Source organism: Bacillus sp. FSL W8-1141 (genome assembly GCF_038593205.1).
Taxonomy (GTDB): Bacteria; Bacillota; Bacilli; order Bacillales; family Bacillaceae; genus Bacillus; species Bacillus altitudinis.
This window is the reverse complement of sequence record NZ_CP151973.1, coordinates 1,905,698-1,919,946: the sequence shown is the minus strand read 5'-3', so window position 1 is coordinate 1,919,946 and position 14,249 is coordinate 1,905,698. Positions and strand designations below refer to the sequence as shown.

Here is a 14,249-nt window from a genome sequence, read left to right as displayed (position 1 = left end):
CCTGGCTCTTTCTATCATAATTTTTCAACTTCGACTCTGCCGGAAAAGAACGTCGCACCACCGCCCATATCTGCCAAACGATCAGGTGTGAGGCCATTCACCAAATGTTTTTTGCCTTTTTGGTCTGCCCATAATCCCTGGCTGACAACAACGCCAGATAACACATTTTGTCCGACTGACACGATGAGCTCGCATTCTCCTCGATCATTCAGCACACGAACCATGTCCCCATCTTCAATCTGTCTTTCTTTTGCATCTTGTTCATTCATATGAAGCTTCGGAAATTTCTCAAGCTTTTGATGCTTCTCATGAAGAGAGAAGGTGGAATTAAGAAAATTATGGTTTGGTCCCGGTATAAACGTCAGTGGATAATCACTTTCCTTGAATAAAGGTACATAGGTTGGAAGGGCTGGATATCCATCTTTTTTCATTTGTTCAGAGTAAAGCTCGATTTTCCCGCTTGGGGTAGGGAGCTTTAAATCTTCGAAAGGCCCTCGTTTTGCTTTGATCCACTTTTTCTCTTTTAACGCTTGATATGAAATGTTTTCATAGTGCGGATTTTCAGGATGATGAAGAGCTTGTTCCATTAGTTCCGCATCTGTGTCTTTAAAGGCTTCATCTTCAAAGCCCATCGCATGAGCCAAAAGACGAAACACTTCTGTGTTTGATTTGCTTTCTCCATAACGTTCTATAACAGGTTCTTGAATTTGAATGTAATGATGCCAGTAAGAAGTATAAAAATCCTCATTTTCAAAGGCAGAGGTCGCTGGCAGAACAATATCCGCATAAGAGGCTGTCTCTGTCATGAACAAGTCATGGACAACCGTAAATAAGTCTTCCCGCATCAAACCGTCTCTTACTTTATTTGCTTCAGGTGTCACAACAGCCGGGTTGCAAGAGTAGACAAAAAGAGAATCAATAGAAGGTTCTGCGTTCGTTAGCACGCTGCCCAGCTGATTCATATTAAATGTTCTAGGTTTGCGTTCCTTTAATAATTCCGGCCGCTGAAGAGCGATTTCATTATAACTAAGAAAAGAAGAGTTCGATTTCATCGCACCGCCGCCTTTGTGCAGCCATTGACCGGTGAGGGCAGGGAGGCAGGAGATGGTTCGAATACTCATACCGCCATTATCGTGATGCTGTAGCCCATTGCCAATACGAATGAGAGACGGCGATGTCTCTGCGTACATTCTCGCAAGTGTGATGATGTCTTCTTTCGGGACACCCGTGATTTGTTCAACCGTTTCTGGATCGTACTGCTTCACATGCTCGCGAAGTTCATTGTGACCGACCGTGTAAGCCTCTAAAAATGACGTATCTGTGAGGTCTTCTTTAAAAAGGACATGCATGATCCCAAGAGCTAGCGCACTGTCAGTGCCAGGGCGAAGCGGAATGAACCAATCTGCCATCCGGCCCGTTTGGTTTTTGTGCACATCAATGACGACAATTTTAGCCCCTTGCTTTCGAGCTTTTTGTGCCAACGTGATTTGATGCATATTGGTTGAAACCGCATTGATGCCCCAAAAGATAAATAGTTTCGTATGAATGGTCTCTTCTGGGTCTGTCCCGATGCTTGCGCCCATTGTATATTTATAGCCAGTTGTTCCAGCTGACTGACAAATGGTTCGGTCTAGCTGACTTGAGCCAAGTCGATAGAAAAAGCGGCGGTCCATTCCTTCTGCATTGAGATTTCCCATATTCCCATAGAAGCTGTAAGGCAAAATGCTTTCTGGTCCTTTTTCTTCGATCAGCTTTGTCCATTTTTGACGAATGGTTTCAATCGCTTCTTCCCACGTAATTGGAGCAAACTGCCGGTCACCTTTTTGACCTACACGTTTTAATGGTGTTGTCAGACGTTTTTCATCATATAAACGAGCTGTGACATTCCGCACTTTATTGCAAATGTTTCCTTGAGTGACTGGATGATCTGGATCTCCTTGAACTTTAACGATCTTTCCGTTCTCTTTATGTATTAAAAGACCGCACTGATCAGGGCAATCTAACGAACAAACTGATTTGAATATTCCGTCTTTCATTGCTGTGTAATCGGTCATACGTTTAGCTTCCTTTCCAAATTCCGTGATCACTGTACATATGGATTTTATTTTAGCATGTTCAGACGAGGAAGGTAAGGATAAGCATATGAAAAAAAGCCCCTAGTGAAAGGGACTTTTAAAAACGGGTGACCTGCACAGGGAATTCTTTGACCCCAAACACAAACGTGCTTTGAATCGGTTTCAGCTGGTCTGCCGCACAGGTGATTTCTCGAAACGTACGGAGTAAAACCTCAAGTGCTAGATGAGCCTCAAGCCGGGCGAGAGGGGCACCAAGACAAAAATGGATGCCGAAGCCAAAGCTCAGATGTGGATTTGATTTTCTGTCAAGACGAAACGTATCTGGATCGTCAAACTTCCGTTCATCACGATTCGCAGATGCCACCCAGCTGATAAGATAGTCTCCTTTTTCAATGTGAGAACCGGCAATCTGAACATCCTCTGCTGCAACTCGCCCAATCGCTTGAACAGGCGGATAATAGCGTAGCGTTTCTTCTGTCAATTGAGGAATGAGAGACAGGTCTTGCCGCACTGATTCGGCGATATGCGGCTGCTCTGTTAAAAGTCGTACGGCATTTGTGATTAAATTCGTTGTTGTTTCATTACCAGCAACGAGTAAGAGTATACAAAAGCCAAGCAGTTCATTTTCTGATAAACGCTCACCGTCAATTTCCGCTTGGATGAGAAGAGAGATTAAATCATCGGCTGGCATTTCTTTTCGTTTTTGGATCAAATGAGCAAAGTACTCTGACAGCTCTTTTTCTGCTTGTTTTTGCATATCGACAACGGCTTGAACAGCTTCTTTTGAATCATCTTTGGCTCCTGCAACTAGAGCATCTGAATGTTTTTTGATCAGCTCTCTGTCTTTCACTTCTGCACCGAGAAGCTCGGCGATGATCATGACAGGTAGGGGAGCGGCCAGATCTTGCACAATATCGTAGGTCCGTTGATCCTTTACTTGATGTAATAGATCATGGGTCAAGTCTTTGATCTTTTCTTCTATTTGTTTGATCGCTTTTGGCGTGAAGGCTTTATTGACGAGTGCTCTCATTTTGGTATGTTTTGGAGGGTCCATTGTTAAAATACTCGTTTTAGATGTACTTCTTCCTCGCTGTGATGAAAACACTTTTGGCTGCTTCAGAACGGACTGAATATCAGCATATCGAAAGAGATCCCAGCACTTTCTCGTTTCATCGTATCGAATATCACCCTGCGATCGTAATTCATTGTAGATAGGGAATGGGAAAAGAAGGTCATCTGTAGATCGGATTTCTTTCATTGGGATGACATTGACGTAATTTTCTTTTACTTTCATTATGAACGCTCCTTTTTCTCTTGATTCCCTTTCACGGTATCACCACGAAAAACGCATTTCAACGGACATGTTTTCTAAAATATGTCAATAGTCTAATCGAAAGATTCAAACACATTCTTCCTATAGGAAAATAGAAAGTCATCAAAATGATAGCGCTTTCTAAAAACTAGAATTGAAGTCACCGAAACCAAAAATAAAATGGTGAATTCAGTCGAACGAAAGGGTACTATGATTCAAATCTGTATAGTTCTTTTGATCTAAATTAATGATTTTAAAAAACACGGCTAACATATATACCGCAAGCTGTTCAGCGTGTATTCGGGACTTTTGAAAAGCGCTGGCTCTTTCTTGACACGATTTCTCATCATGTTACGATAACTAACGTGCGAAAAACACGAACAAAAAGCGAACAAGGGAGAGGATCAATATCATTGATCAAAAGAAAGTTGCTTTCATTGGAGCAGGTTCTATGGCGGAAGGAATGATTGCAGGTATTGTGCGATCAGGTCAGATGCCGCTCAGCCAAATTTACGCAACAAACAAGCAAAATAAGCAGCGATTAAACGAACTAACGAAACGCTACGGAATCCAAACAGCCACAATGGATTCATTTCCTTTTGAAGAAATGGATATGTTGATCCTGGCAATGAAGCCAAAGGATGCTGAAACAGCACTTGAATCATTAAAACCTCATATTCAGAAAGATCAGCTCATCCTGTCTGTACTTGCAGGTGTGAAATCATCGTATATTGAAGACATGCTGCATGATGGGCAGCCTGTTATGCGAGTAATGCCAAATACGTCAAGTACGATTGGGGCGTCGGCGACCGCTTTATCTGCTGGACGTTATGTGAAAAATGAACATGTAAGCATGAGTCGGGCTCTTTTATCTGAAATGGGAGAAGTGTATACCATTCAGGAAGAGCAAATGGATATTTTCACAGGAATTGCCGGAAGCGGTCCAGCTTATTTTTATTTCTTAATGGAAAGAATCGAAGAAGCTGGAGAAGAAGCTGGCTTATCAAAAGAAATGTCCCGTCAAATCGGTACACAGACACTTCTCGGTGCAGCGAAGATGCTGCAAGAAACAGCTGAAAATCCTTCTGTCCTCAGAGAAAAAATTACGTCACCTAATGGAACAACTGCTGCAGGACTAGATGCATTAGATGATTTTGGCGGAGGAGAAGCCATCAAACAGGCTGTCAAACATGCTGCCAATCGATCAAAAGAAATAAGTGAACAGCAAAAACAAAAAGTAACGATATAAATAGAGCCTCAATACAGGAGTGATAAGGTGTACGCAGATAAAGAGAGAAAACGAATTGTTGTGAAAATCGGAAGCAGCTCTCTTACTAGCTTTCAAGGTGAGATTAGTTTAAAAAAACTAGAAAACCTCGTCAATCAAATTGTAAAACTCAAAGATGAAGGACACGAAGTCATTTTGGTCTCATCTGGTGCGGTTGCAGCTGGTTACCGAAAATTAGGATTTATTGATAGACCGAAAACACTGCCAGAAAAACAGGCGTCTGCCTCAATAGGGCAAGGGCTTTTAATGGAGTCATATTCTACTTTATTTTTATCGCACGGTTATATTGCTTCACAGCTATTAATTACAAGAAGCGATTTTTCAGATGAAACGCGCTATCAAAATGTGCGAAATACAATGAATGTGTTATTAGATCGAGGGATCATCCCGATTATTAATGAAAATGATACAGTGACGATCAATCGGTTGAAATTTGGAGATAATGATACATTGTCTGCAAAAGTAGCTGGACTGATTGATGCGGATTTCCTCGCTATTTTATCTGATATTGACGGCTTGTATGAAGATAACCCTCATACAAATCCGAATGCGAAGAGAATTCTAGAAGTCACAGAAATCACAGAAGACATCGAAGCAGCCGCTGGAGATGCGGGAAGCAGCGTTGGCACAGGCGGAATGAAATCAAAACTCGACGCCTTTAAAATTTCAATGGCCTCAGGCATCAATGGCTTTTTGGGAAAAGCCGATACGCCTCACATTTTAGACAAAGCCATTAATGGGACAGAGGACGGCACTTATTTTACAGCTGACGAAAATTTAGCGCCGCTGAATTATAAAAAACAGTGGATTGCTTTTCATTCTGGCCCAAAAGGCGAAATCGTTGTTCAAGAGAAAACACAGGAGCTTCTCATGCATCGTGAGAAAAGTCTGGATTCTGACGGCATAGTCGATGTAAAGGGTTCGTTTAAAAAAGGCGATGTTGTCCGTATTTTAGATCAAGATGAAAGAGAAATAGGGCTTGGCATTGTCAATTATGCGTCCGACGAACTCGCACTGAACGGTGACTTGCTACAGGATGAAGTGGTGCATGTCGTAGATCTTGAAGCATTTGTTTGTCATTTAGATTTATCAATACCAGTTTGCTAATCATAAGGGAGGAATTTCATGACACTGACAGCTGAAGTTGTCACATCGGTCAAAGAAAAAGCGAAAAAAGCAAAGCACGTATCAAAAAAACTAGGTTTACTTCAAACAGAGGAAAAAAATGAGGCGTTGCTGAAAATAGCAGAAACACTCGAACAGCAAAGTGATTTTATTTTACAGGAAAATCAAAAGGATTTAGAGGCAGGAAAAGAAAAGGGTTTCTCTGAAGCATTAATGGATCGATTAATGTTAAATGAAGAGAGAATTCATGAGTTTGCGGAAAGTTTGCGGCTTGTGACGAGATTAACAGATCCTGTTGGAGAAATATTGGATGAATGGACTCTTGAAAACGGCTTACATGTGAAAAGCCGAAGAGTACCGCTCGGCGTGATCGGGATGATCTATGAAGCGAGACCGAATGTCACTGTCGATGCAGCAGGGCTTGCCCTCAAGGCAGGCAACTCAGTGATTTTAAAAGGCGGTTCCTCCGCTATTTCTTCCAACAAAGCCATCGTCCACGTCATTCATGAGGCATTGGATCAAACAAAGATCCCTCGTGATGCGGTACAGTTTATTGAACAAACAGACCGTTCATCGGTTCAAGCGATGTTTCATCTAAAAGAATGGATCGATGTTTTAATTCCGAGAGGCGGGGCTTCGTTAATCAAAACAGTTGTAGAAGAATCGACCATTCCAGTTCTTGAAACAGGGACAGGGAACTGCCATATCTTTATTGATCAAACAGCGAATGTAGAAAAAGCCATTCAGATTGTCATCAATGCGAAAACAAATCGTCCGGCCGTTTGTAATGCGCTTGAGACTCTGATCGTTCATCGCGATTGGCTGAAAAAAAATGGTGCAGCATTGAATGAAGTACTCCTTCAGCATCATGTCACTGTGCATGGAGATCAAGACGCTCAATCTTTCTTTTCCGAAGCGGTTCCTGCGGAGGAAGTAGATTGGACAGATGAGTATTTAAGTCTTGATCTTGCGGTGAAAGTCGTTGACTCAATTGAGGACGCCATTCACCACATTGATCAGTACGGAACCAAACATTCAGAAGCCATCGTAACAGAGGATGAAAAAAACGCACAAATCTTTCTAAACGAAGTCGATGCGGCCGCTGTTTATCATAACGCATCTACACGTTTTACAGATGGCGGTGCACTAGGATATGGCGCTGAAATTGGCATTTCTACTCAAAAGCTGCACGCAAGAGGGCCAATGGGACTTCCTGCACTGACAACAACAAAGCTTCTTCTGTCTGGTGATGGTCAGATTAGAAGCTAGAATGAATGTAACGAACACTACCTTTCTCCTTGGGGTAGTGTTTTTTTAGTGTATGATAAAAGAAGAGAGAAAAAAGGGGGAACGACATGGAAACGATCAACACATCGATCTATTTAAGAGATTTCAAAGAAAGCGATGCTGAAGCACTGGCAACACTTGAATATGAAAATCGCGAGTTCTTTCAGCCATTTACTTCATTTAGACAAGAGGATTTTTACACCATCCCCGAACAATTGAAGCGAATTCAGACATTTCAGCAAAGCCGCCAAAAAGACGAAACATATGCAAAAGGAATTTTCCACCGCGCGTCACATCAGCTCATTGGCACAATCACATTATCTGGTGTTGTCAGAGATGTTCTTCAAAGCGCCTGGCTTGGATACGGACTTGATCAAAAACATAATGGAAAAGGCTACACAACTGAAGCAATTGCCCTCATGCTAGATGAGGCATTTCATGTGCTGGATCTTCACAGAATTGAAGCAGGTGTTCAGCCTCATAATATAGGTTCCATACGAGTACTTGAAAAGGCAGGTTTTCAAAAAGAAGGTCTATCTAGACAAAATGTAAAAATCAATGGGGAGTGGAAAGATCATTATTTGTTTGCGATTCTTGCGACGGATGAAAGGCCTCACATTATATCAAAATAAAAACTCCCCAGATGAGGGGTTTTCACTGATTTTAATAAAATTTATCTGTTGACTTAGGCTGGACATGGTCCTTTCCATGTCTCACTTTGTGTACAGTTATCTAAAAACGAGCAGGACTTGCATATCTCTGAATCAGACGCATATTGCTTATAGCCTTCTCTAGTCGTTGTACGATAATGCCCGTTGGGGCAAATGTAACAATCAAAATATGCATCATACACGTATTCATTCTTTTCAAATAACCAGCTTTTGTTCTTGGCGAATGCGAGGTTTTGTCTACACGCTGAAACTCCCCCATATGAGGGGGAGTTTTTTTATGAACTTGAACGGTCTTTTTTCATGACTTTCTCAAATTTGAAAAATTCAAATGTCTCAGGCGCTAAAGGGTCATTTTCTTGATCGTTCTCATGAGGCAAGCTCGGATCTGGATGGTGCAAGTGATAAAACTCAACAATCTGAAACCCGCATTTGTTCACATAAAAATGAATGTTGCGCTTTTCAAAATAAGGAGTGACAACTTCCCACACCTTCGTTTCTGGATATTGCGCCTCAATGGCTTTCCATGCTGCCTGACCAATGCCTCGGCTGTGAGATGATGAAGAAATGTATAATAGGTCCACCGAATTGCGGTGTGTGAGAGGGTTGATTTTTAAAACAACCCCTCCTGCCTTTTGACCGTTTAGTAAAATATGATAGACAAGGTTCTCAGTCGAATAAAAAGATTCATCAATCGACTCATCAGGAGGAATTGGTCCACCTTCTGCATCGCCAAATGCATCAATGATGCCAGCTGTGAAAGCATCTTGCAGTTCTTTTTTCATCAAAGGGAAGTCTTCTTGATTTGCAAGTGATAATGTGACTTGATCTTGTGCGATTTTGTTCATGTGTAAATCCTTTCTCCACATATGTGGTGTTTCTGCATGTTATCATAAAGGATGGAGTAACTCCATAGTCAAGAAAGGAGCCCTAAAAATGATGAACGATGTTCAAAAAACATTTTTAACTGGAGAATTTGCGGCATTATTTGAAGTGAAAAAAGATACACTGCTCTATTATGATAAGATCGATTTGTTTAAGCCGGCAGGTGTTCAGGAAAATGGGTACCGTTATTATACATTTGAACAGTTTGATCATTTCATGGCCATTCAATCTCTTCGTGCTGTTCAATTTCCGATCAAGCAATTAAAACAATACTTTACTGAGCCTTCTCAGGAAAAATTGCAAAGCCTGGCGGTTGAGCAAGCAGAAAAGGTCGGGGAGGAGATCCAAAAACTACAGGATATTCAATCTTTTCTTTTTCGTGTGATCGAGACAACGAATGAATTATCATCAGTGAAAACAGGGGAGGTCTTGTTTCAAGAACTGCCAGAAGAACCGATCGTCCTCAGTACATCAAACCCGATTGATTCAAACACACCTATAGAAGAAATTTCTCGAATTGTAGGAGAATTTCTGAAAGGGATTGGTATTAAAGGTGCCGCGGCAAATGGTTCTGTTTTAAACAAGGAGCAGTTTTTGCAGCGTCATTATCATCAGTCTGATAGGCTGTTTTGCCGAATGGAAGGGCCGGATGCAGTCAAAAAGCCTGCGGGTCTATATGCAGTCATGTATCAACAAGGAACATATGAAGAGATGGAGACTGCCTATTCACGTTTATTAGATCGAATCGAAGCAGAGGATATGATACTGGATGGAGATGTCTTTGAGGAGTATTTACTTCATTCTCTGATGTCTAAAAATGAAGCGGATTACATGACGAAACTTAGTGTGAAAGTCAGAAAACGGGAAGCTTAAGGCATCACAAAAAGGATAGACAGGCATTTTTACATGCTGTCTATCCTTTTTGGTGCTGTTTAACCGACTTGGTTTTCGGCAAATTGACTCATATAGAGGTCTGCATAAAAGCCTTTTTCTTTCAAAAGCTCACGATGAGTTCCTTTTTCAATGATCGTGCCATCTTTCATGACTAAAATGAGATCGGCATCTTTAATCGTTGAAAGTCGATGTGCAATGACGAAGCTTGTTCTGCCGTTCATTAATTCATTCATCGCTTTTTGAATATGCATCTCTGTCCGTGTATCGACACTGCTTGTTGCTTCATCTAAGATTAATATCTTCGGATCAGATAAGATGGCACGGGCGATGGTTAACAGTTGACGCTGACCTTGTGAGAGGTTGCCGGCATCTTCTGTTAAGAGTGTGTCATATCCATCTGGAAGGGTGCGGATGAAATCGTCTGCATAGGCATGTTTAGCGGCCTTCAACACATCCTCTTTTGAAACATTTGGTCTGCCATATGCGATGTTGTCATAAATTGTGCCTTCAAAGAGCCATGTATCCTGAAGAACCATCGCAAATAAGTCACGCACTTGCTCTCGGCTGAGGTCGGTGGTTTTTACGCCGCCAATGCGAATGGAGCCTTGATCTAGCTCGTAAAAGCGCATTAACAGATTAATAATCGTTGTTTTTCCAGCGCCTGTTGGCCCAACAATGGCCACCGTTTGTCCTTCTCGGACTTGTAAATTCAAATCTTTAATAATGGGTTGATCTTTCTCATAACCGAAGTGAACGTGCTCAAAGGCCACATCTCCGGAAAGGGATTTAAGATCAATCGCTGCATCTTCTTGCGCATGTTCTTCTTCTTCATCCAGAATTTCAAACACCCGTTCAGCAGAAGCGATAGCAGATTGAACTAAGTTTGCAACACTGGATGCTTGCACAAGCGGCTGCGACATTTGCTGTGTGTATTGGATAAATGCTTGCACATCCCCAACACGAATATTCCCATTAATGACAAGAATTCCGCCAGCAACACTTACCGCCACATAGCCAAGATTCCCAATAAAGGTCATCATCGGCATCATTAAGCCGGAGATAAACTGTGCTTTTCTTGAAGATTCATATAGTTGTTCGTTTAATTGATCAAATGTATCAATGGCTTTCTTTTCATAGCCATACGCACGAACCGTCTGATGTCCTGTGAACATTTCATTAATATGTCCATTGATCATCCCTAGTTCTTTTTGCTGTGCTTTAAAATGCTTTTGCGAAAATGATGTAATGCCTCGAATCGCAAACAAACTAAGAGGCAGCGTCAAACAAACAAGCAGCGTCAGTAGCGGACTGATGAAAAGCATCATGACGACAATTCCAATGACTGTAATGACAGATGTGATCACTTGCGTGAGTGCCTGCTGTAAAGAAGTATTAATATTATCAATGTCGTTCATCACCCGGCTCAGCGTGTCTCCGTGTGTTGTTTTATCAAAATAACGAAGGGGGAGACGTGTGAGCTTGTCATTTGCTTCTTGTCTTAATTCAGCAATGGTCTGCTGCGAGACACCCGCCATTACATATTGCTGCACGAATGAGAAGAGAGATGCTACGACATATAATAGAACAAGCAGCAATAAAATGCGTGAAATGACATCGAATTGAACGCCAGTTCCTTGTGTAAAACTTTCAAATAGGGAAGAGGTGGCATCCCCAAGTAATTTTGGACTGACGACATTAAAAACGGTTGAACCGATCGCTGCAATCAGGACGATGATCAGCTGAAATTTCCTCGGTTTTAAATAGCCCGTTAAACGAAGAAGTGTTTTTTTAAATTCCTTCGGTTTTTGTACTGGGCCCCTTGGGTGACCGCCTTTATGTCCCATTCCAGTAGACATTTTTTTACTCATCCTTGCTCCACCTCCTGACCTTCCTGTGATGCGACTATCTCTTGATAGACAAGGTTATCTTTCAGTAACTGTTCATGTGTACCGATACCTGCTATTTTTCCATCATCTAACACAATGATTTTATCGCTATGCTTCACTGTGCTGATTCTTTGAGCCACAATAATCAAAGCAGCATGCTCTTTTTCAGCTTCTAGCGCTGACCGAAGTTTTGCATCCGTTTTGTAATCAAGGGCAGAGAAGCTATCGTCAAACAGGTAGAATGCAGGTTTTCTTACGAGTGCTCTTGCGATCGAAAGACGTTGTTTTTGACCGCCAGAGAGATTCGAACCCCCTTGGTCTATCTCTGCGTGAATTCCGCCATCTTTTTGCAAAACAAATTCTTCGGCCTGTGCTGTCCGCAGTGCCTGCCAAATCTCGTCATCTGTAGCATCTCGTTTGCCAAAGCGCACATTATCAGCAATGGTTCCGCTAAATAAAATGGCTTTTTGAGAAACATAACCCATCTGACTTCTCAGTTTCTCTTGAGGCAATTCTCTAATATCGACACCATCTAATGTAATTTTTCCTTCTGTTGCCTCGTAAAAACGTGTCATCAGCTGAAGAAGGGTCGTTTTCCCGGAACCTGTACTGCCGATGATCGCCGTCGTTTCACCCTTTTTGGCTTCAAACGTCATGTCTTGAACGGCTGGTTTTTCAGCATTTGAATAATAAAATGACACATTCTCAAAGCGAATGGACTGGGCTGGCTGATCAAGTTTAGTGACAGCTTCTTTTTTGTCTTTAATTTTTGGTTCTAGATTTAACACTTCATTCATCCGTTTAGCTGATGCCTGAGCTCTAGGCACCATAATAAAACTCATAGACAGCATAATGAGTGCCATTAAAATCATCATCGCATATTGAATGAAGGCGATCAGATTCCCGACTTCCATCTGTCCGGCATCAATCCGATTAGCGCCAATCCAGACAATGCCGATATTCGTGAAGTTCATGATAATGAGCATAAAAGGGAACAAGTACGCCATTAATCGATTGACTTTAAGGCCAGTATCCTTATACGATGTATTGGCTTCTTGAAAACGTTCTTTTTCGTCATCTACTCGGTTAAACGCTCGAATGACCCGAATGCCTGAAAGCGACTCTCTCATAATCAAGTTCAGCCGGTCCGTTTTTTTCTGAAGCTGGCCAAAGAGGGGGATCGCTTTTCTTGACACCAAATAAATGAACCCGCCAAGAAGGGGAAGAGCTGCTAAAAAGATGAGAGATAACACAGCATCTCTAGATACAGCCAAAATAATTCCACCAACGAGCATTAGAGGCGCCCGTGTCATCATTTGTAAGATCATGATCGTGACATCTTGAACTTGTTTCACATCATTTGTGGATCTTGTAATAAAGGAAGATGTCCCGATTTTTTGAAATTCTTCTAATGAGAATTGTTCGACATGCACAAACAGCTGTCTTCTCATATCACGCCCGAAGCCTAGAGCTGTCTTAGATGACAAGTAGGACTTCCAAATCGTGAGCAAGATGGCAAGTAAAGAACAACCCACCATCCAGCCCCCAACTTTCCATATATAAGCGACATCTCCTTGGACGATCCCGACATCAACGATATCTGCCGTAAGCGTCGGTAAATACAGCTGGAGCATACTGCTTAAAAAGGTGAGAATCACAATGGACACAACGGATAGCCGATAGGGCTTTAAAAACGATAAAATTGATTTCATACGATTACCTTTCTTCCATATAGTCTGTTGTTCTGTAACTCATCATATACAAAGAGGGATTATTTCTACAAATGAAATGTCTTGTTTTAATGAATTATTTATATTGTTCAATTTTTGAAAAGAAGTCCTTTACAAACATATAAAAATCATGGGCAGAAGGAGACATCTCTCTCGATTTAGACGCAATAATTCCGACCGTTCTTCTCACTTGAGGGAAATCAATGGGAATTTTCACTGTAAATCGCGGTGTTGTTTCATAAAAAGCACTTTCGGGTAATAAAGTAACGCCCATACCCGCTGACACAAGACCTTTAATGGCATCCAAATCTTCTCCTTCAGATGAGATAGTTGGCTCATAGCCAGCCTGCTTACAGGCATCAACCGCAATTTGTCTCAGCACATATCCTTCAGGAAATAAAACGAAATGGTCTTTTCTCAAATCACTTAAATGAATACTTCTTTGCCCGCTAAAGGGGTGACTAATAGGTAAAAGGGCATAAATGCTTTCGGAAAACAAGATATTTCCTTCTATTTGAGGATCGTTTGTCGGGACGGGTCCTAAAAAGGCAAGATCAATGTCTCGATTTTTGACAGCTTCAATCAGAAACTTATAGGAACCTTGACGAAGTAAAAAATCGACCTCTGGATATTCCAGCTTAAATGCGGAAATGACAGAAGGGAGCACTTGGCTTGCTAGACTTGTAGGAAATCCAATGTTCACTGTCCCTTTGTGGGGGTCTAAGTATTCATCAATTTGTTCTTTGGCGTAATCTATCGCTTTTAGGGCGGTTCTGACATGGTCCAAAAATTGTCTGCCGATTTTCGTTAATTTGATATTTCGTCCTTCTCGTTCGAATAAAGCCACTCCAAGTTCTTCTTCTAAATTGGCAATCTGCCGGCTGATGGCAGATTGGGCAACGTGTAAGTTTTCAGCCGCTTCTGACACGTGTTCACGGTCAGCAACTTCTACAAAATAACGTAATTGACGAAGCTCCATTTTTGCACTTCACACCCATCTATCTCAAAAAGAGATTGTTTTGATCTAAATTATATATTGTTTATATTAATTTGAAAACTTAAAATAAGTTACAGAGTTTGTGAGATTTTATTACTGTGA

11 protein-coding genes and 1 pseudogene are annotated in these 14,249 nt (G+C 41.5%); 5 read left to right on the top strand and 7 right to left on the bottom strand.

The genetic code is table 11. The features are described 5' to 3' along the window. Nucleotides 1-14 precede the first annotated feature (14 nt). Complete coding sequence (locus NSQ52_RS09605; RefSeq protein ID WP_342473274.1) at nucleotides 15-2,054, bottom strand: molybdopterin oxidoreductase family protein; 2,040 nt, start codon at nucleotides 2,052-2,054, stop codon at nucleotides 15-17. Between the two features lie 118 nt (nucleotides 2,055-2,172). Next, complete coding sequence (locus tag NSQ52_RS09600) at nucleotides 2,173-3,369, bottom strand: cytochrome P450 (protein WP_342473273.1); 1,197 nt, start codon at nucleotides 3,367-3,369, stop codon at nucleotides 2,173-2,175. Between the two features lie 421 nt (nucleotides 3,370-3,790). On the opposite strand from NSQ52_RS09600, the gene proC reads away from it, so the two are divergent. The 4 genes from proC (at nucleotide 3,791) to NSQ52_RS09580 (ending at nucleotide 7,719) form a co-directional block, all read left to right on the top strand. Continuing rightward, the gene (gene proC, locus NSQ52_RS09595; RefSeq protein ID WP_072368378.1) at nucleotides 3,791-4,636 is read left to right on the top strand and encodes a pyrroline-5-carboxylate reductase; all 846 of its coding nucleotides are present in this window, start codon (nucleotides 3,791-3,793) and stop codon (nucleotides 4,634-4,636) included. 27 nt (nucleotides 4,637-4,663) lie between these two features. After that, entirely contained in the window at nucleotides 4,664-5,782 is a 1,119-nt protein-coding gene (gene proB, locus NSQ52_RS09590; RefSeq protein WP_008346569.1) for a glutamate 5-kinase, read from the top strand. A gap of 18 nt (nucleotides 5,783-5,800) precedes the next feature. Next, nucleotides 5,801-7,069, top strand: a complete 1,269-nt coding sequence (locus tag NSQ52_RS09585) for a glutamate-5-semialdehyde dehydrogenase (RefSeq protein WP_342473272.1) — start codon at nucleotides 5,801-5,803, stop codon at nucleotides 7,067-7,069. Between the two features lie 86 nt (nucleotides 7,070-7,155). After that, nucleotides 7,156-7,719 carry a GNAT family protein gene (locus NSQ52_RS09580; RefSeq protein ID WP_178896681.1) on the top strand — a complete coding sequence of 188 codons (564 nt, stop codon included), beginning with the start codon at nucleotides 7,156-7,158 and terminating at the stop codon, nucleotides 7,717-7,719. An 80-nt stretch (nucleotides 7,720-7,799) separates the two neighbouring features. Here NSQ52_RS09580 and NSQ52_RS09575 read toward each other — a convergent pair. Both NSQ52_RS09575 and NSQ52_RS09570 read right to left on the bottom strand, forming a co-directional pair. Beyond that, nucleotides 7,800-7,978 (bottom strand): annotated as a pseudogene (locus NSQ52_RS09575) (IS5/IS1182 family transposase); the annotation flags it as partial. 55 nt (nucleotides 7,979-8,033) lie between these two features. Next, complete coding sequence (locus tag NSQ52_RS09570) at nucleotides 8,034-8,603, bottom strand: GNAT family N-acetyltransferase (protein ID WP_058336761.1); 570 nt, start codon at nucleotides 8,601-8,603, stop codon at nucleotides 8,034-8,036. Nucleotides 8,604-8,691: 88 nt separating this feature from the next. On the opposite strand from NSQ52_RS09570, the gene NSQ52_RS09565 reads away from it, so the two are divergent. Beyond that, nucleotides 8,692-9,513, top strand: coding sequence for a MerR family transcriptional regulator (locus NSQ52_RS09565; RefSeq protein WP_129548335.1), 822 nt, complete (start codon nucleotides 8,692-8,694; stop codon nucleotides 9,511-9,513). Nucleotides 9,514-9,572: 59 nt separating this feature from the next. Here NSQ52_RS09565 and NSQ52_RS09560 read toward each other — a convergent pair whose 3' ends face one another. From NSQ52_RS09560 to NSQ52_RS09550, 3 genes are all read right to left on the bottom strand, one after another. Then, nucleotides 9,573-11,402: an ABC transporter ATP-binding protein gene (locus NSQ52_RS09560; RefSeq protein WP_335350693.1), complete on the bottom strand. Its 1,830-nt coding sequence runs from the start codon at nucleotides 11,400-11,402 to the stop codon at nucleotides 9,573-9,575. Beyond that, on the bottom strand, nucleotides 11,399-13,132 hold the full coding sequence (locus NSQ52_RS09555) for an ABC transporter ATP-binding protein (protein ID WP_039169673.1): 1,734 nt from the start codon (nucleotides 13,130-13,132) through the stop codon (nucleotides 11,399-11,401). Before NSQ52_RS09555 ends, NSQ52_RS09560 begins: the two co-directional genes overlap by 4 nt. 94 nt (nucleotides 13,133-13,226) lie before the next feature. After that, nucleotides 13,227-14,129: a LysR family transcriptional regulator gene (locus tag NSQ52_RS09550; protein ID WP_024718330.1), complete on the bottom strand. Its 903-nt coding sequence runs from the start codon at nucleotides 14,127-14,129 to the stop codon at nucleotides 13,227-13,229. Between the last annotated feature and the right edge of the window lie 120 nt (nucleotides 14,130-14,249).